The organism is Nemorincola caseinilytica (assembly GCF_039540515.1).
GTDB lineage: Bacteria > Bacteroidota > Bacteroidia > Chitinophagales > Chitinophagaceae > Nemorincola > Nemorincola caseinilytica.
The window spans coordinates 183967-200647 of record NZ_BAABFA010000007.1 but is presented as its reverse complement, the minus strand read 5'-3'; the positions used below and the strand labels follow the sequence as shown (position 1 = coordinate 200647).

The 16681-nt window shown below is 52.7% G+C and carries 14 protein-coding genes and 1 riboswitch; of the genes, 4 read left to right on the top strand and 10 right to left on the bottom strand.

All coding sequences use genetic code 11. From position 1 onward, the window contains the following. Nucleotides 1-108: 108 nt before the first annotated feature. Nucleotides 109-323: riboswitch (cobalamin riboswitch) on the bottom strand. Between the two features lie 85 nt (nucleotides 324-408). Next, the gene (locus tag ABD843_RS04905; protein ID WP_345079388.1) at nucleotides 409-696 is read left to right on the top strand and encodes a GNAT family N-acetyltransferase; all 288 of its coding nucleotides are present in this window, start codon (nucleotides 409-411) and stop codon (nucleotides 694-696) included. 6 nt (nucleotides 697-702) lie between these two features. Here ABD843_RS04905 and ABD843_RS04900 read toward each other — a convergent pair whose 3' ends face one another. Continuing rightward, nucleotides 703-2988 (bottom strand): ATP-dependent helicase, encoded by a 2286-nt coding sequence (locus tag ABD843_RS04900; RefSeq protein WP_345079385.1) that lies wholly within the window; start codon nucleotides 2986-2988, stop codon nucleotides 703-705. A 128-nt stretch (nucleotides 2989-3116) separates the two neighbouring features. On the opposite strand from ABD843_RS04900, the gene ABD843_RS04895 reads away from it, so the two are divergent. Then, a complete protein-coding gene (locus tag ABD843_RS04895; RefSeq protein WP_345079382.1) occupies nucleotides 3117-6152 on the top strand; it encodes a tail fiber domain-containing protein in 3036 nt (1011 codons plus the stop codon). A 6-nt stretch (nucleotides 6153-6158) separates the two neighbouring features. On the opposite strand, the gene ABD843_RS04890 is transcribed toward ABD843_RS04895, so the two are convergent. The 4 genes from ABD843_RS04890 to ABD843_RS04875 all read right to left on the bottom strand — a co-directional run bounded on the left by ABD843_RS04890 (nucleotide 6159) and on the right by ABD843_RS04875 (nucleotide 9739). Continuing rightward, nucleotides 6159-6860, bottom strand: a complete 702-nt coding sequence (locus tag ABD843_RS04890) for a T9SS type A sorting domain-containing protein (RefSeq protein ID WP_345079379.1) — start codon at nucleotides 6858-6860, stop codon at nucleotides 6159-6161. 128 nt (nucleotides 6861-6988) lie between these two features. Continuing rightward, nucleotides 6989-7684, bottom strand: coding sequence for a T9SS type A sorting domain-containing protein (locus ABD843_RS04885; protein WP_345079377.1), 696 nt, complete (start codon nucleotides 7682-7684; stop codon nucleotides 6989-6991). A gap of 130 nt (nucleotides 7685-7814) precedes the next feature. Beyond that, entirely contained in the window at nucleotides 7815-8531 is a 717-nt protein-coding gene (locus ABD843_RS04880) for a T9SS type A sorting domain-containing protein (RefSeq protein WP_345079374.1), read from the bottom strand. Nucleotides 8532-8686: 155 nt separating this feature from the next. Next, nucleotides 8687-9739 (bottom strand): AI-2E family transporter, encoded by a 1053-nt coding sequence (locus tag ABD843_RS04875; protein WP_345079371.1) that lies wholly within the window; start codon nucleotides 9737-9739, stop codon nucleotides 8687-8689. A gap of 172 nt (nucleotides 9740-9911) precedes the next feature. On the opposite strand from ABD843_RS04875, the gene ABD843_RS04870 reads away from it, so the two are divergent. Both ABD843_RS04870 and lolA1 read left to right on the top strand, forming a co-directional pair. Then, nucleotides 9912-12491 carry an FtsK/SpoIIIE family DNA translocase gene (locus tag ABD843_RS04870; RefSeq protein WP_345079368.1) on the top strand — a complete coding sequence of 860 codons (2580 nt, stop codon included), beginning with the start codon at nucleotides 9912-9914 and terminating at the stop codon, nucleotides 12489-12491. A 78-nt stretch (nucleotides 12492-12569) separates the two neighbouring features. Next, the gene (gene lolA1 / locus ABD843_RS04865; RefSeq protein WP_345079365.1) at nucleotides 12570-13226 is read left to right on the top strand and encodes an outer membrane lipoprotein periplasmic chaperone LolA1; all 657 of its coding nucleotides are present in this window, start codon (nucleotides 12570-12572) and stop codon (nucleotides 13224-13226) included. A 163-nt stretch (nucleotides 13227-13389) separates the two neighbouring features. On the opposite strand, the gene rpiB is transcribed toward lolA1, so the two are convergent. From rpiB to ruvB, 5 genes are all read right to left on the bottom strand, one after another. Next, complete coding sequence (gene rpiB / locus ABD843_RS04860) at nucleotides 13390-13839, bottom strand: ribose 5-phosphate isomerase B (protein WP_345079362.1); 450 nt, start codon at nucleotides 13837-13839, stop codon at nucleotides 13390-13392. Then, nucleotides 13836-14702: a twin-arginine translocase subunit TatC gene (gene tatC, locus ABD843_RS04855; RefSeq protein ID WP_345079359.1), complete on the bottom strand. Its 867-nt coding sequence runs from the start codon at nucleotides 14700-14702 to the stop codon at nucleotides 13836-13838. Before tatC ends, rpiB begins: the two co-directional genes overlap by 4 nt. Before the next feature lie 284 nt (nucleotides 14703-14986). After that, entirely contained in the window at nucleotides 14987-15253 is a 267-nt protein-coding gene (locus ABD843_RS16365; protein WP_425575665.1) for a type II toxin-antitoxin system RelE family toxin, read from the bottom strand. 2 nt (nucleotides 15254-15255) lie between these two features. Continuing rightward, nucleotides 15256-15462, bottom strand: coding sequence for a hypothetical protein (locus tag ABD843_RS04850; RefSeq protein ID WP_345079356.1), 207 nt, complete (start codon nucleotides 15460-15462; stop codon nucleotides 15256-15258). An 83-nt stretch (nucleotides 15463-15545) separates the two neighbouring features. Beyond that, nucleotides 15546-16568: a Holliday junction branch migration DNA helicase RuvB gene (gene ruvB, locus ABD843_RS04845; protein ID WP_345079353.1), complete on the bottom strand. Its 1023-nt coding sequence runs from the start codon at nucleotides 16566-16568 to the stop codon at nucleotides 15546-15548. Between the last annotated feature and the right edge of the window lie 113 nt (nucleotides 16569-16681).

Here is a 16681-nt window from a genome sequence, read left to right as displayed (position 1 = left end):
CGGTCATTTATGCAGCTTGCGGCAGATCCAGATATGATAAGTGCAGGGTATGCCCTGCCTTTTTCTCACCTGTGCTTTTTGTCCCGAAAGCAGCGATAAGTTCGTCCCCGTATATGGGGTGCAAAGGCAGGTCTTCTGACTCGCTCCACCTCTTTGCTGCCTTCCCGCCCATCCGGTATCACCGGTGTTTTCGGCAGTGGCTGTTGCAGGTCGCAAGAGGCTTAAAAAATGGAGCATACAGCATCGGGAAATGTCCGGGATTCTCACCCGGTTCCCTTTTAAGCTCGCCTGTTAGAGCGGGCACCTATGCGGATGCAAAAGTAGGGAATACCGCACAGATAGCAACATATTTTTTGTGATGCGCCGGCGAGGGGCCTTCGAGGCTGTGTATCTTTGCCGCATAAGTATATGCAACAGCACTACGATATAGTGAACAACAAGCGGGAATTCCGCTTTGAGGCGACAATGCCGCAGGGTATACCGGCCACCCTTACATACAGGTGGCTAAAGGGCGATATGCTGCTGATGCAGACCACGGTGCCACCGGCTGCAAAGGACAGCGGTGTGGGAGATGCCCTTATAAAGCATGTGCTGGAACATGCACGCACGCATGGGCTGCGCATAAGGGTGTATTGCCCTATGGTAGCGGCTTATATACAACAGCATACCCAATGGGCCGATATAGTAGCCGGGTAGTAATTACTATTTCACTATACGCAGCTTGGCGAAATTGAGCATTATCTTCTTCACCCCATGTGTGCCGAAATCTATGGCTGCGATGCGGTTCTGCGTGCCGCCTTCAAGGGTCAGCACCTTGCCGAAGCCGAATTTCTGATGCTCTACCTGCATGCCTACCTGCAGGTCGGTGGTATCATCGGCAGCAAAGTCGGCGGTAGGTGTGTGTGTCGATGGCTTTGGCGCGGCAAGCTTATCGGCCAGCTTCTTCAGTGATGGTACTTTATCGAACGATTGCTCGCCGAAGAGGCCGCCACCCCTGGTGTTGCCACCTATGGGGCCTTTGTTGCCTATACCTGTGTAAGTAGTGTCTATGTAAGATGCGGGTACTTCTTTTATGAAGCGGCTGGGTTCGTTCTGCACCAGGCTGCCAAAGCGATAGCGGCTGTTGGCATAGGTGATCCACAAGCGTTCCTTGGCGCGTGTCACCGCTACATAGAAGAGCCTGCGTTCTTCTTCCAGGTCGTTGCGGTCGTACATGCTCATGGCGCTGGGAAACAGGTTCTCCTCCAGCCCTACGGCAAAGACACAGGGAAATTCCAGCCCCTTGGCAGCATGTATGGTCATCAGCTTCACGGCATTGGCATCCTCTTCCTTGTCCTGATCGGCATCGGTGAGCAGGGTTATCTGCTGCAGGTAGCTGCCCAGGCTTTTATCCTGCAGCTCGCCTTCCTCATCGGGTGTCTCAGTGAATTCCTTTATAGAGTTCAGCAGCTCCTGCACGTTCTCGTAGCGGGCCACACCTTCTACGCTCTTATCGTCGTACAGTTCCTTTACCAGGCCGGTATGCTTGCCTACGGCAAATGCCACCTCGTAGGCATTCTGCTTTTCCAGCATGGTGCGGAAGCTCTGTATCATAGTAACAAAGGCATTGGTCTGCGATGAGCGCAGGCCGTCTATCTCGGGGTTGGCTATCACTTCCCAGAAGGTAGTGTTCAGCTCGTCGGCGCGTACTATGATGCGCTCTATGGTGGTCTTGCCTATGCCGCGTGTGGGATAGTTGATGATGCGTTTGATGTTCTCTTCATCCTGCGAGTTCACTACTACACGCAGGTAGGCCAGGTAGTCCTTTATTTCCTTGCGCTGGTAGAACGATGTGCCACCTACCAGCTTGTATGGGATGTTCATGCGGCGCAGGCTTTCCTCGAACGAGCGGCTCTGCGCATTGGTACGGTACAGTACTGCGAAGTCCTTGTTGGCATAGTGGTTGCGCATCATCTGCTCCTTTATGGCATCGGCCACAAAGCGGCCCTCGTCATTGTCGGTAGCGGTGCGTGCCAGCAGTATCTTGTCGCCCTCGGTCTTGTCGGTCCACAGGTTCTTGGGTATCTGGTTCTTGTTGTTGCCTATTATGCTGTTGGCCACTTCCAGTATGGTGCGTGTGCTGCGGTAGTTCTGTTCCAGCTTTATCACAGCAGCATCCTCATAGTCGTTCTGGAACTGCAATATGTTCTGCACCGTAGCGCCGCGGAAGGAGTAGATGCTCTGCGCATCATCGCCCACCACGCATATGTTCTCGTTGCGTGCGGCCAGCATCTTCATGATGGCGTACTGCGCCACATTGGTATCCTGGTACTCGTCTATGAGTATGTAGCGAAAGCGGCCCTGGTACTTTGCCAGCGCATCGGGAAAGTGTGTGAGCAGCACATACATATTGAACAGCAGATCGTCGAAATCCATAGCGCCGTTCTTGAAGCACTTCTTGGCATATGCCTCGTAGATGTCGCCCATAAGGGGCCTGTTGCTACGGCTGTCCTCTTGCTGTATCTGCATATCCTGTTTGTAGGCAGCATAGCCTACAAGGGCATTCTTGGCAGCAGATATGCGGTTGTATATGTAGGCAGGCTTGTAATGCTTGTCGTCCAGGTTCAGGCTCTTTACTGTCTCTTTTATGATGCTTTTGGCATCATCGGTATCGTATATGGTGAAGTTGTTGGGGTAGCCCAATTTGTTGGCATCGGCGCGCAGTATGCGTGCGAACACCGAGTGAAAGGTGCCTATGTACAGGTTGCGAGCCTCGGTATTGCCCAGGGCATGCTCTACACGTTCCTTCATTTCGGCTGCGGCCTTGTTGGTAAAGGTGAGCGCCAGTATATTGAACGCATCTACACCGCTATTGATGAGGTGTGCAATGCGCGATGTGAGTACTTTGGTCTTTCCGCTGCCTGCGCCGGCAACTATCATCAATGGGCCATCCATATGCAACACAGCAGCCATCTGCTGCTCGTTCAGTCCCTCCAGATATTTGTGCATAGCGGCAAATTTACGCACCATGCATCATGTATGCGTGCATGGGGAAAAGTAATAGACCTTAGACGGCCTATGGACATATGAGATGTTGAAATAATGCTTAAATCGTTATATTGCAAAAAACATTCCTTATGAGAAGCTCTTACCTGTATATAACTGCCATGGTGGCGCTGGTGGCAGATAATGCATATGCCCAGGGCATAGCCATGAGTACCGACGGAGCGCCGGCCCACCCAAGTGCCATGCTGGATGTGCGGTCTGCCACACGCGGCATGCTGGCGCCCCGCATGACACAAGCACAGCGTGATGCCATAGTAGCGCCCGCTACCGGCCTGCTGGTATACCAGGTAGATGGTACTGCGGGTTTCTACTACTACAATGGCGCCCTATGGGTGGCCATGAGCGGTGGTGGTGGCGACAGCCACTGGGTTGCCAGCGGAGATGATATATACAATGCCAACTCTGGCCGTGTGGGCATAGGTACAAGCGCACCAGGGGCCAAGCTGCATGTACTTGGTACTACCGCACTGGGTGAGCATAGTGTGGCCAGTGGCGCTAATGCTACCGCTATGGCCGGTGGGTATGCGAGTGGCAATAATGCTGTGGCTATGGGGAGTTATTATGGAACTCCTGCCTCAGCTAGTGGGGAGGGTGGTATTGCTATGGGAAGCAGTAATATATGGGGGCCAACCATCGCTAGTGGTGTAGGCGCTGTAGCTATAAGCAGCGGTACTGCGAGCGGGGATAATTCTACTGCAATTGGATACAACTCTATTGCCAGTGGACCCACCAGTTTTGCGGTAATGAGTGGTATTGCAAGCGAGTGGTATTCTATAGCTATAGGGGGAAGCACTGCAAGTGGGGGGCCTTCCCTGGCTATGGGATGGTATAATATAGCTAGTGGAACATACTCGACCGTTATGGGCCAGAGCTCTATTGCCAGCGGGCATTCTTCTACTGCTATGGGGTATTACTCCAATGCGAGTGGAGAAAATTCTACTGCTATGAGCGGAGGTACTGCCAGCGGCAATAATGCTGTGGCTATGGGTGGTAACTCCTGGGCACCGGCCACAGCTAGTGGAGAAGATGCTATTGCCATGGGGGGAAATATTATGGGTGCATCGATAGCCAGTGGATCAGGGGCTGTGGCTATGGGAAGTGGTACTGCAAGTGGGGATAATTCTATAGCTATCGGATGGTTTTCCACCGCCAACGCACCAACCAGTTTTGCAGCAATGGGCGGGGTCGCAAGCGAGTGGTATTCCATGGCGATAGGGGGAAGCACTGCAAGCGGGGGTGGTGCCTTGGCTTTGGGCTGGACTAACATCGCCAGCGGGTCGCATTCTACTGTTATGGGCTTGTATTCTACGGCCAGCGGACCATGGGCTACTGCTATGGGGTACCGCTCCACGGCCGGCGGGACAAATGCCACCGCAATGGGTGGTGGAAATGCTACTGGCAATTATGCTGTGGCTATGGGTGGGCAATATGGGGTATCGGCAATGGCTAGCGGAGAGGGGGCTATCGCTATGGGAGGCGATCTTACATGGGGAGCAGCTACCGCCAGTGGAATAAGCGCAGTGGCATTAGGAAGCGGTAACGCAAGTGGAGATGGAGCAGTGGCAATAGGTAATGCCACCAATGCAAGTGGAGAACATGCTACCGCAATGGGTATAAGCACCATTGCCAGTGGTGGCGGGTCTACTGTTATGGGATATGGTTCTGCTGCCATTGGCGATCTTTCTACTGCTATGGGTAACATCACAATTGCTAGCGGCACTGCGTCTACTGCTATGGGTAGCAGATCTATAGCTAGTGGAGATATAGCAACTGCTATGGGTTATAACTCCACTGCGAGTGGAGAAAATTCTACTGCTATGAGTGGCGGAAATGCCAGCGGTAGTAATGCAGTAGCTATAGGAGTAAGTGGGTGGATAGGGTGGGGTACTAATCCATCCACGGCATCGGGATACAATTCTACTGCCATTGGAGGTGGCAATGCGAGCGGAAATAGTGCTATTGCTATCGGCGCTTTTCCAGGGACAATTGCCAGCGGAATAGACGCTGTTGCCATTGGCGGCGGGAATGCTAGTGAGCGTGATGCCATTGCTATAGGTACAGGTTCTAATGCCAGCGGTTGGGGCTCATTTGCGGCAGGCGCAGGGTGGTCGGCGAATATGGCCAGTGGAGTTGGTGCTGTGGCCATAGGTAGCACATGCGATGCCAGTGGAGAAAGATCGGTGGCGTTTACAGGAGGTGAGGCCAGTGGTCTGGGTTCGTTCGCTAGTGGAGGACGAGCAACCGGGGCAACTGCTTATGCCCTTGGGTGGGGAGCCCAGGCCACGGGTGAAAGGGCTTTTGCTATAGGTGGGGTAAATTGTGTTGCCAGTGGGTGGGGAGCCATAGCTATGCAAGGAGCGAAAGCAACAGGCAGAAGCGCTGTAGCTATAGGTACGGATTGGTATACCGCTGCTACAGGCGATAGTGCTTATGCATTCGGGGCTCGTATGGTAGAGGCCAGTGGTGCGCGTTCATTCGCAATGGGTGAGTACGTTTCAACGAATAGTAGAGTGAGTTCCTTCATATTGGGAGGTGGTGAGGCCGCTTATGGTACCCCAACAGTGAACGATACCGATAACCAGATGATGATGCGCTTTGCGGGCGGGTATAAGCTGTATACCAATGCCGAGGCCACAGTGGGTGCGCAGCTTGCGCCTTCGGACAATAGCTGGAGCGTGATAAGCGACCGAAGGAAGAAGGAGAAATTCTGTGTGGCAGATGGTGAGGTATTCCTGAAAAAGATAGCGAAATGGGACCTTGGTAGCTGGAATTATAAGGGACAAGATGCCGCACATCACCGCCACTACGGGCCTATGGCGCAGGATTTTTATGCGGCCTTTGGCAGGGATGCGTATGGTGTGATAGGAAATGATACCACCATCAACCAGGCCGATATGATGGGCGTGAGCATGATAGCCATTCAGGCGCTGGAACGCCGCAGTGCAGAGGTGGCGCAACTGCGTGAAGAGGTAGCAGCCCTGAAAGCACAACTGAACGACCAGCAAAAGCAGAACATGGAACTACGCGCAAGCCTGGGCGACAGGCTGGATGCGATAGAGAGCGAACTAAGGAAAAATAATACAGTAACGGCAGAGGGGCGCAAATAACACGCATCACTGCCGGGTGAACCTGCGGGTGGCCACTACATCGCCCCGGCCATTGAGCAGGCGTGCGTAGTAAATGCCTGCAGGCACATGCTCTACGCCTATAGTGGCACTGTGGGCGCCGGCAGGGTATATGCCTACCTGCCTGCCTATGATGTTGTATATGGCTATGTTCTTTACATCGGCGCTGCCATATTCTATGGTCAGCATTGTAGTGGCAGGGTTGGGATAGAGGGCTATCTCTGGGGCCTGCGTAGTGCTCGTTACCCGAGAGGGTGCAGGCTTGCATACTATGAAGGTGACATAGCCTGTATCGGTAGGTATAGCAGCATTATTGAGCCGGGCACGAACATAGTAGCAGCCGGGCGGGCATGAGTTGACATCGCTATTGAGGGTGATGAGGCCATTGCCGGGGCCGTACATGCTGGTATGTACGGAAGAGGGCCATAGCGTGTTCATCTGGTAGCAGGCGGTGGGGTCGCACATGCCCGATATATCCTGCATGCAGGTGGGCATATCGGTGGCCACTACTTTCCATTGTATGTTTATACCTGCCGATGAGGGATTGTATATAGTATCAGTGGCCACGGAAGGCCATGTGGTAGCGGTGAGCCATACGGTATCATGCACCACTGTGAACGACTGCGCCTGGGCAACGATAGCCCCTGCCGACAGCAGGAAGCCAAACAGTATATGACGTAAGCATTTCATAAGGAAACCGGGTATTTGATATGTAATTTATGAACTTATTTGCATATAAAACAACTAAATGGGTGCCACTGCCCCACAAAAAAATAGGCCACCTAATAGGCAGCTTGAGAATATTAGCTATCGGTTGATCACTGTTTGGTAAAGCGCTGTGTGGCTATGACATAGCCCTGTGCATTGAGCAGCCGCACGAAGTATATACCGGAGGGTATATGCTCTATATTGATGGTATTATCGGTGGCCTTGTATATGCTCATCTGCTTGCCTATGATGCTGTAGATGGCTATGTTGGACACACCTCCCAGCCCATTGAATATGACATTGAGGGTGGTAGTGGCGGGATTGGGGAAGAGTGTGAACAGATCATCGGCAGAGCCCTTGGCCGCGGCTATGCCTGCAAAGCTGCGGGAGATGATGTAGGTCTGCATGGCGGTATCGGTAGGTATGTCTTTATTGCGCAGGTACACACGAAGGTAGTAGGGGCCATCGGAGAGTACGGTAGAAAGATCGCCCTGCAGGTGAAGGTCGCCCTCGCCGGGAGTGTATACGGCCTGCTTCATCTTGGTAGGCCATATATCTGACGATGTCCAACAGGAGGCGATATCGCATATGCCCGTATTTTCCATCCAGTCGGCGGGAAAGTTGGTCTCTGCTACCTGCCACTGTATGGTGATATTGTCGGAGGTATGGTTCGTGATATTGTTGGAGGCAGTATAATGCCCGCCGGTATTGAGCCTTACGGTATCGTGTGCCACAGAGAAAGACTGCGCTTTTGCAAGGCCGGCGGTAAGAGAATATGTGAGAAAAAGAAGTAAAAGATGCTTCATAAGGGCCGGTTTTATATTGCAAGATAATCGATCTTTTCCATATCGCATGTTAACAAAGAATATTTCACGGGCACACAATAAAAGAGCTGCCCTTGTGGAGCAGCTCTTTCAGTATGATAAGTGACCTATATTATTGCTTGGTGAACTTGCGTGTGGCTACTACCTCGCCGCGGGAATTGAGTAACCTCAGGAAGTAGATGCCATCAGGCAGGGCCTCTATATTCAGATTGGCGCTGTTGCCTACTGGCCTGTATATGTTCATCTGTTTGCCTATGATGCTGTAGATGGCTATGTTCTTCACATCGGTAGCGGCATCGTATACCACGTTCACAGAAGATGTAGCGGGGTTGGGGTAGAGTGCTACTTCGTTCGTGATCTTAGGTACTGAAGGTGTGCTGGTAGCAGACCTGCTGATGATGTACGTCTGTACGGCGGTATCTGTCGATACGTCCTTGTTGGCTATGTATATCTTTACATAGTAAGGGCCGGGAGTGCTCACAGCGCTCAGGTCGCCCTGTACATGGAAGTCGCCCAGACCGGGAGCATATGGCGCAGATGTCTTAACGGTAGATGAAGACGCAGGCCATATATCTGTAGATGAATAGCAGCCTACATTATCGCATACGCCCAAGGTAGCCAGCCAATCGGCAGGGCAGTTGGTAGCAACTACGCTCCAGCGGTAAGTTATATTGCCCGAGGTGAGGTTATTGAGGTGGTTGGCTGCATTGAAAGTACCCGGCACGTTCACCCAAACGGTATCGTGCTGGCTAGAGAAAGACTGTGCATCGGCGTTCTTCGCACCGAACATTGCACATACTATCGATAAGAGGGTAAATACCTTTTTCATCTTTACACGGAAATTTATCTGTATGCAAATTAGATAATACTTCCTTTAAAACCAAAGGATGGGGGCATTATTTGGCGGTTTTAAGAAGATATTTAGAATTTTCCTTCACTTTTAGGCAGTGGTATATGAAGAATACATGAAATATTTTCCGTTGGTCAACCCTCGTCGGAGCCCATGAGTATGCTCCATACCTTGAAGCGGCCCACGCTTTCGCACACCAGGTTCACGGTGCCTGCTACCGGTACCGACAGGAACATGCCCGGCACACCCCACAGGTACTGGCCTATTATGACCGCTACTATGGTAACGAAGGGATTGACCCGCATGCGGCGGCCCATGATGCGGGGAAAGAGCACATTGGCATCTACCAGGTGCAGCGCAAATAGTACACCGCCCGCCTGCAGCGCCATGTTCATATTGCTATTGGCAAAGGTGACCAGCATGGTGATGACCATGGCACTGTAAAACCCAACATAGGGTATGACATTGAATATGGCCACCATAATGCCCAGCAGGAAGGGATAATGCACATTCATAAGCAGCAACAGGGCGCAGGAGAACACCCCTACCAGCACCATCTCTACCACCAGGCCTACTATGTAGGCATTTATCATGTTGCGGGTACCCATTACCACCTCTTGTACCTGCGCGCCGTTGCGCTCGCCAAAGAGTGCCAGCAGGAAACGCATGAGCAGCCTGCGGTAGTAGAGTATGAAGAAGGTGAAAAGGAACACAAAGACCAGCAGCAGCAATGTGCCGGACACATAGAGCAGCAGGTTGCTGGCAGAGCTGCCTATCATTTCCATAACGCGCTCCAGTGTTTTGCCTATATACTCCGTCTGCTGCCCCGCCGATACTTTCATCTTGGAGGAAAGCCAGAGCTGTATGGTATCGAACAGGCCGGTGAGGCGCACCTGCAGGGCGGGTATATCTTGCAGGAAGATGGCCAGCTGTGTGGAAACGAAATAGAGGAATATGCCCATAACAGCTATGGCCAGCGTGACACAGAGCAGGGGCGATGCGGAGCGCCCCAGGCGCAGCCGTGTCTCGAAAAAATTGTTGAGCGGTAGCAGCATGATGGCCACCAATAGGGCGAAAAGCAGTGGTATGAATATACCTGCAGCCGCACGCAGTATAATGAACAGCAGTACAACGGTGAGCAGCGAAAGTGATAGGCGAACGTAAAAAGGAAGTTTGAGATCGTTCATGCGAACATATGTGCATACAAATTAACTGAAAAGCGGCAGAACGCAAAAAAATGGCGGCCTACCTGCGAAATATATAACGTGCGACGCTGTGCTGAAATATATAATATGGATGGTGAAGTAAATAGACCCATTGCGTTGGTATTCCTTGTATTTTTACAACATTATCCTACCGATGGCTACTACAACTACCAAGACCAAAAAAGCACCACCTGTACCACCCCCACCGCCCAAGCCCGATGAACTGGCGCAGACAGCGCTGGAGCGTCGCAGGCAGGTGCGCCTGGGTGTTGGTATCTTCCTGATACTGGCGGGTGTATTCATGTGTTTTTCCATCATCAGTTACTTCTTTAGCTGGATGTCGGACCAGGATAAGCTCTTTGGCAGCAGCAGCATGTGGAGCTTTGTGTGGGATGGTACGGCGCAGCCTGTGGCCAACTGGGGAGGCAGGTTCGGTGCGGCCGTATCGCACATACTTGTATACAAGGGTGCCGGCATAGCATCGCTGGTGGTGGGTATGGCCATAGCGGCCCTGGGCCTGCATGTGGTATACGACTCGAAGGTGCTGCCCGCACTGCGCTACATACGCTGGGTATCTATATTGCTGCTACTGGTAGCGCCTACGCTCACCTATCTTTTCCCGCATAGCTCGTTCCCGCTGGGCGGGCGGCTGGGCAGTGGCGCCATCACCTATCTGAATGGTTTCCTTGGTACGGCCGGTACCGGCATGGTGTTGCTGGCCACTATACTCTTCTTTGTCTTCGTTATTTTCTCGCTGGATATAAGGCCATTTATGGATCGTATGCGCGCACGCGCTGCGGCAATGGCAGCATCGGTGGGGCCTGCACCGGTGTTCAATGAGCCGGAGCAGACTGCAGAGGAAGCAGAACCTGTACCTGCAGGGGCAGAACCTGCGGCGACCATGCCTGTAGCAGAGGCCGCAGCGCCATCTGTGGAAGAGAAGCAGTGGGAGATAACCCTGCATGAAGGGGCGCCTGAAGAGAATGATATACAAGAGCCGGGAGAAGAGCCGCAGGAAGAAGAGAACGAAGAATACCTCGCCTACCAGAAGTACCTGGAGGAGAAGGAGACTGCAGCGCTGGCCGCCCGTGGCCCCATGGCCGAGGCTGAACTGGAGCCCGAACCTGCTGTGGGGAATGGTGATGAGCCGGAATTCTCCTTCGAGGTGATACAGCAGGAAGAGCAGCCCGCTATAACGCATGGGTCGCATATATCGATAGCCAGCAACGAGCCCTATGCGCCTGAGCTGGACCTGCCGGACTACAGGTTCCCCACGCTGGACCTGATGGAGGACCGCGCGACAGAGGCCATATCGCTGGACAAGGAAGAACTGGAGAAGAACAAGACACAGATCATACAGACACTGAGGAGCTTTGGTATAGAGATACAGCGCATCAGCGCCACCGTAGGCCCTACCGTGACCCTGTATGAGATAGTGCCTGCCGAAGGGGTGCGTATATCGAAGATCCGCAACCTGGAGGATGATATAGCCCTGAACCTGTCGGCACTGGGCATACGCATCATAGCGCCCATACCGGGCCGTGGCACCATAGGCATAGAGGTGCCCAATACCAACAAGCAGATAGTGTCTATGCGTACACTGCTGGGCAGCGACAAATTTGTGAACAACAAGATGAGCCTGCCCATAGCGCTGGGTAAGAAGATAGATAACGAGAACTACATAGTGGACCTTGCGGCCATGCCGCACCTGCTGATGGCGGGCGCTACGGGCCAGGGTAAATCGGTGGGTATAAATGCCATACTGGTATCGCTGCTGTATAAGAAGCATCCGTCGCAACTGAAGTTCGTGATGGTGGACCCGAAGAAGGTGGAGCTGTCTATATACAGGGTGATAGAGAAACACTTCCTGGCCAAGCTGCCTAATGAGGAAGAGGCCATCATCACCGATACAAAGAAGGTGATAAACACCCTGAACGCGCTGTGTATAGAGATGGACAACCGTTACGAACTGCTGAAAGAGGCCGGTACGCGTAACATAAAGGAATACAACGAGAAGTTCATAAGCCGCAAGCTGAACCCCGAGCGTGGGCATAAGTACCTGCCCTTCATAGTGCTGGTGGTAGACGAATTCGCCGACCTGATAATGACCGCAGGCAAGGAGGTGGAAATGCCCATAGCCCGCCTGGCGCAGCTGGCGCGTGCCATAGGCATACACCTCATAATAGCCACACAGCGCCCGTCGGTGAATGTGATAACAGGTACCATAAAGGCCAACTTTCCGGCGCGTATAGCGTTCAAGGTATCGGCAAAGGTGGATTCTCGTACCATACTGGATACGGGCGGCGCAGAACAACTGATAGGCCGCGGAGACATGCTCATATCTTACGGCAGCGAGCTGCTGCGCCTGCAGTGCGCATTCGTAGATACGCCCGAGGTAGAGGATGTGGTGAACTTCATAGGCCGCCAGCGCGGCTACCTCTCGGCCTTCGAGCTGCCTGAGTATGAGGGCGAGGATGGCGAGGGCGCCAAGGAGGTGGACCTATCGAACAGGGACAAATTATTTGAAGACTGTGCCAGGCTGGTGGTGCAGATGCAGTCGGGCTCTACATCGAACCTGCAGCGCAGGCTGAACCTGGGGTATAACCGCGCAGGCCGTATAATGGACCAGCTGGAGGCCGCAGGCATAGTAGGCCCGGCAGTAGGCAGCAAGCCCCGCGAGGTGTACTTCAAGACAGAGGCCGAGCTGGAGGGCTTCCTGCAGTCGCTGGACTAGCAGGGAGAGTTAACAAAACACACACATTTTATTGTATATTTTTGCCCGCTAGTACTACACTCACTCAAAACCACTCAAATGAAACAATTCATCACTGCCGGTATAGCGCTGGCAATGTGCATAGCTACCCCGGCAATGGCACAGAACGACCCCAAGGCGAAAGGCATACTGGATGCCGTGAGCAAGAAGGTAAGTTCGCTGAAGACAATGAAGGCTTCCTTTACCCTGAAACTGACAGGCGGCAAGGGAGGCAATGTGACCGATACCCGCAAGGGCAGTGTGGAGCTGAAGGGCCAGAAATACCATCTGACGATGGGCAGCCAGGAGATAATGAGCGATAACGTTACCGTGTGGACGTATAACAAGGATGCCAAAGAGGTACAGGTGGCCAAGTACGACCCTACGCAGCAGAGCATGTCTCCTGCCAAGCTGTTCACCCCCAGCTTCTTTGACAAGGAATATAAATATACCTACAAGGGCGAAAGGAAGGAGAACGGCAAGAACTGCGAAATAATAGAGCTTGTACCCAACGACAAGAGCAAGCAACTGGCCAAAATAGAACTGATGGTAGATAAGAGCGCCAGCATGATAGCGGGTGGCAACTACTGGGAGAAGAATGGCAACAAATATGCCATAACGGTAAGCAATGTGACCCAGAACGCCGATATACCCGATAGCCATTTCGCGTGGGATGCAAAAGCGCACCCCGGTGTAGAGGTAGTGGACCTGCGGTAAGGATACCTCATTCAAAATAGAGAAAGGCACTGTAGCGATACAGTGCCTTTCTTGTTTCGGTAAGAGAACGATCAATATCACTATTCGACGATCTGCCCGTAGATATGTGTTCAGCCCCTCCCAGCCTCCCCATCCGGGGAGGTGAGGTCGAGTTTATATGATATCAGATCTTGTTCACGCGTTTTTCGTGGCGGCCGCCCTCGAAGGCGGTAGTGAGGAACACATGCGTCATCTGCTCGGCAGTGCGGTAGGGCACAAAGCGCGAGGGGATGCATAGTACATTGGCATTGTTGTGCTGGCGGGCGAGTGATGCCAGTTCCTCTGTCCAGCAGAGGGCTGCGCGTATGCCCTGGTGCTTGTTGGCGGTCATGCATACGCCATTGCCGCTGCCGCATACCAGTATACCTGCCGTGGCCAGACCATCCTCTACCATTGCGGCTACGGGGTGTGCATAGTCGGGGTAGTCGGTGCTGCCTATATCGTAGGTGCCCTTGTCTACCACCTGCCAGCCGTCGGCGGCCAGCATGGCGCGCAGTTGCTCTTTGTATTCAAAACCGGCATGATCGCTGCCGATGGCTATGGGAAGGCTTTTATCGAAGATCAGGTTGCTCATATATCACCATTTTGTTGTTTCATAATTTCGCGCAGCTTGCGGGCTTTTACGGCACGGCCGCTGATGGCCACAGATATTTCGAAAAGTATGTAAAGCGGCACGAAGATAAGCAGGCAACTGAACACATCGGGCGGAGCTATGACCATGGCCAGTATGAACAGTATGAGGAACGCATACCTGCGGCGCGCCCTGAGGAACTCGGGTGTAAGGATGCCGATGCGCGAGAGGAAGTATACCAGCATAGGCAACTGGAAAACAGCGCCCAGGGCCAGTATGAGGTTGCTCATGGTATCGTAATAGTTATCTATAGTGATGATGTTCTCGAACAGGGGGCTGAGGCTGTAATTGCCAAAGAAATTGATGGTGTAGGGGGCTACGATGAAGTAGGCGAAGCATACGCCCATGAAGAACAGCAGCGAGCACCAGAAAACGATGCCTCGCGCCATCTTGATCTCGGTGGCACGGAGGGCAGGCTTGATGAATTTCCAGAGCTCCCAGAGGACATAGGGGAACATACCTACAAAGCCTATCATGGTAGAGACGGAGAGGCTCATCATGAACTGGCCTGTAACGGCAGTGTTCTGGAACTTCATGTTTATCTGGTTCATGCAGAACGAGTCGGAATGCAGCATGCGGCCGAGGGCGCAGAACCATTTGTAGGAAATGAACTCTTTGTGGGCCGGGCCCAGTATGATGTGGTCGAAGATCCACTCTACCTTCCAGAAGGCGATACAGGCGCCCAGTACTATGGCCACGGCCGAGCGCAGTATATGCCACCTGAGCTCCTCGATATGATCGAGGAAGTTCATTTCTGCTTTTGGGTTCTCTACTCGCTTGCTCAGAAATCGGTTGATGCGGCTCAAGGCTCGGGTGTTATTTGCGGCGCAAAGGTAGGGGTTATGGGGGTATTAATGCGAAAATGCGAAAATGTGAAGGAATGCGATAATGTGAGGGTGGCAATGTGAAAATTGGGCGATCTGCCAATGTGGCAATGCGATAATTATTGAACCTAAGGATGGAAGGATGGGCATGATGTATTATTCGGCGGTCAGGAGACCGCGCTCTGCTATGACGAAGTCGGCAGACTTCGCCAAACTAGGCTTGAATAGGTGCTTTCCGGTGGTATGCCCGATGATCATTTTCAAAGCTATGGGAAATAGCGATAGATATCTTTCCTATGCAAAAAACGCGCTATGGTCACCTTGTTGTTATCAACATATATTCCCATTCGGTGATCGTGTATGCGCAATCTGTAGTAATTGGATGTGCCCTGTAGCTTTTTTAGGTTCGATAGCTCTGCCAGGCTACTTGCTGATTCCAATTGCTGTAACGCGGTTTTTACTGCCAAGATCAATTTTCTGTCACGCAGCTTAGATATGTCCTTATTGAAACTGGATGTAACTTCAATAAGCATGATCAACTAAGTAAGTTGTCTAATATATCGTAACTGGAGGTGAGGGGTAGTTTTTCGCCTTTCATCCCTTCATCTATAGCGCGGAAAAGGGCTATCTCTTCTTTTTTCTGGTCATTCAGCACATAAGAGCTAAGCCCCATTTTCTTGGCAAGAGTGGTAAGGAGTTTGGCTACTTTATCATCTTCAGCATTTATCACAACAGTTTTCATGGAAAACATTTAGCATTACAAAGATACAATATCTAAGGACGAAAACTTGGTCGACCTACATATCACGGTATTATGATCTCTTTTCAGAACAACGTACCACTGTGCCCGCCTTTTTTCCTGCCCAGGTGTTTGTAGGCTTTTTCGGTGGCCTCGCGGCCGCGGGGGGTGCGTATGATGTAGCCCTCCTGTATGAGGAAGGGTTCGTATACCTCTTCTATGGTACCTGCTTCCTCGCTCACGGCGGTGGCTATATTACTGATGCCCGCGGGACCTCCCTTGAACTTATCGATAAGGGTGAGTAGTATCTTATTGTCCATATCATCCAGTCCGCTCTCGTCCACATTCAGGGCGCGAAGGCCATGCTCTACTATGGCCATGTCTATGACGCCATTGCCCAGCACCTGTGCAAAATCGCGCATGCGGCGCAGCAGGCCATTGGCTATACGCGGCGTGCCACGGCTGCGGCGTGCTATCTCCATAGCGGCATCAGATGTGATGCGCACATTGAGGACGCCTGCAGCGCGTAGGAGTATACGCTGCAGCACATCGGCGGTATAATACTCCAGCCGCGACTTGATGCCGAAGCGCGACAGCAGCGGGGCCGTGAGCAGGCCGCTGCGGGTGGTGGCCCCTACAAGGGTGAAGGGGTTGATGGTGAGCTGTATGGAACGTGCCGCAGGGCCGCTGTCTATCATTATATCTATCTTGAAGTCCTCCATGGCGGCGTAGAGGTATTCCTCTACCACGGTGCTGAGGCGGTGTATCTCATCTATGAAAAGCACATCGCGGGGCTCCAGGCTGGTAAGCAGGCCTGCGAGGTCGGCGGGTTTTTCTATGACGGGGCCGCTGGTCTCTTTGATGCTGGTACCCAGCTCGTTGGCCACTATGCGCGATAGGGTGGTCTTGCCCAGGCCGGGAGGACCGTGGAAGAGCACATGGTCGAGCGCCTCGCCGCGCAGGTTGGCGGCCTTTATGAATATACGCAGGTTCTCTATAAGGCTGGGCTGGCCTGCAAAATCCTCTATGGTCTGGGGGCGTATGGTATTCTCATATTCCCGGTCTTTGCTGCTCAGTTGGTCTGACGGCCTGACGTGTGAACTTGCCATTTATCAAAAGTAGCGAAAAAGTGAAAGAAGCCCATCCCGGGTCCGCCTGCGGTAGCCAGGCTTCCCCCAAGGGGAAGGAGATGTTCTCATAAAAAGAACAGGGGCCGCACCGC

Coding starts and splice junctions, on each gene's coding strand:
- ABD843_RS04905 (WP_345079388.1), top strand. CDS start 409: ATGCAACAGCACTACGATATAGTGAACAACAAGCGGGAATTCCGCTTT.
- ABD843_RS04900 (WP_345079385.1), bottom strand. CDS start 2,988: ATGCACAAATATCTGGAGGGACTGAACGAGCAGCAGATGGCTGCTGTG.
- ABD843_RS04895 (WP_345079382.1), top strand. CDS start 3,117: ATGAGAAGCTCTTACCTGTATATAACTGCCATGGTGGCGCTGGTGGCA.
- ABD843_RS04890 (WP_345079379.1), bottom strand. CDS start 6,860: ATGAAATGCTTACGTCATATACTGTTTGGCTTCCTGCTGTCGGCAGGG.
- ABD843_RS04885 (WP_345079377.1), bottom strand. CDS start 7,684: ATGAAGCATCTTTTACTTCTTTTTCTCACATATTCTCTTACCGCCGGC.
- ABD843_RS04880 (WP_345079374.1), bottom strand. CDS start 8,531: ATGAAAAAGGTATTTACCCTCTTATCGATAGTATGTGCAATGTTCGGT.
- ABD843_RS04875 (WP_345079371.1), bottom strand. CDS start 9,739: ATGAACGATCTCAAACTTCCTTTTTACGTTCGCCTATCACTTTCGCTG.
- ABD843_RS04870 (WP_345079368.1), top strand. CDS start 9,912: ATGGCTACTACAACTACCAAGACCAAAAAAGCACCACCTGTACCACCC.
- lolA1 (WP_345079365.1), top strand. CDS start 12,570: ATGAAACAATTCATCACTGCCGGTATAGCGCTGGCAATGTGCATAGCT.
- rpiB (WP_345079362.1), bottom strand. CDS start 13,839: ATGAGCAACCTGATCTTCGATAAAAGCCTTCCCATAGCCATCGGCAGC.
- ABD843_RS16365 (WP_425575665.1), bottom strand. CDS start 15,253: ATGCTTATTGAAGTTACATCCAGTTTCAATAAGGACATATCTAAGCTG.
- ABD843_RS04850 (WP_345079356.1), bottom strand. CDS start 15,462: ATGAAAACTGTTGTGATAAATGCTGAAGATGATAAAGTAGCCAAACTC.
- ruvB (WP_345079353.1), bottom strand. CDS start 16,568: ATGGCAAGTTCACACGTCAGGCCGTCAGACCAACTGAGCAGCAAAGAC.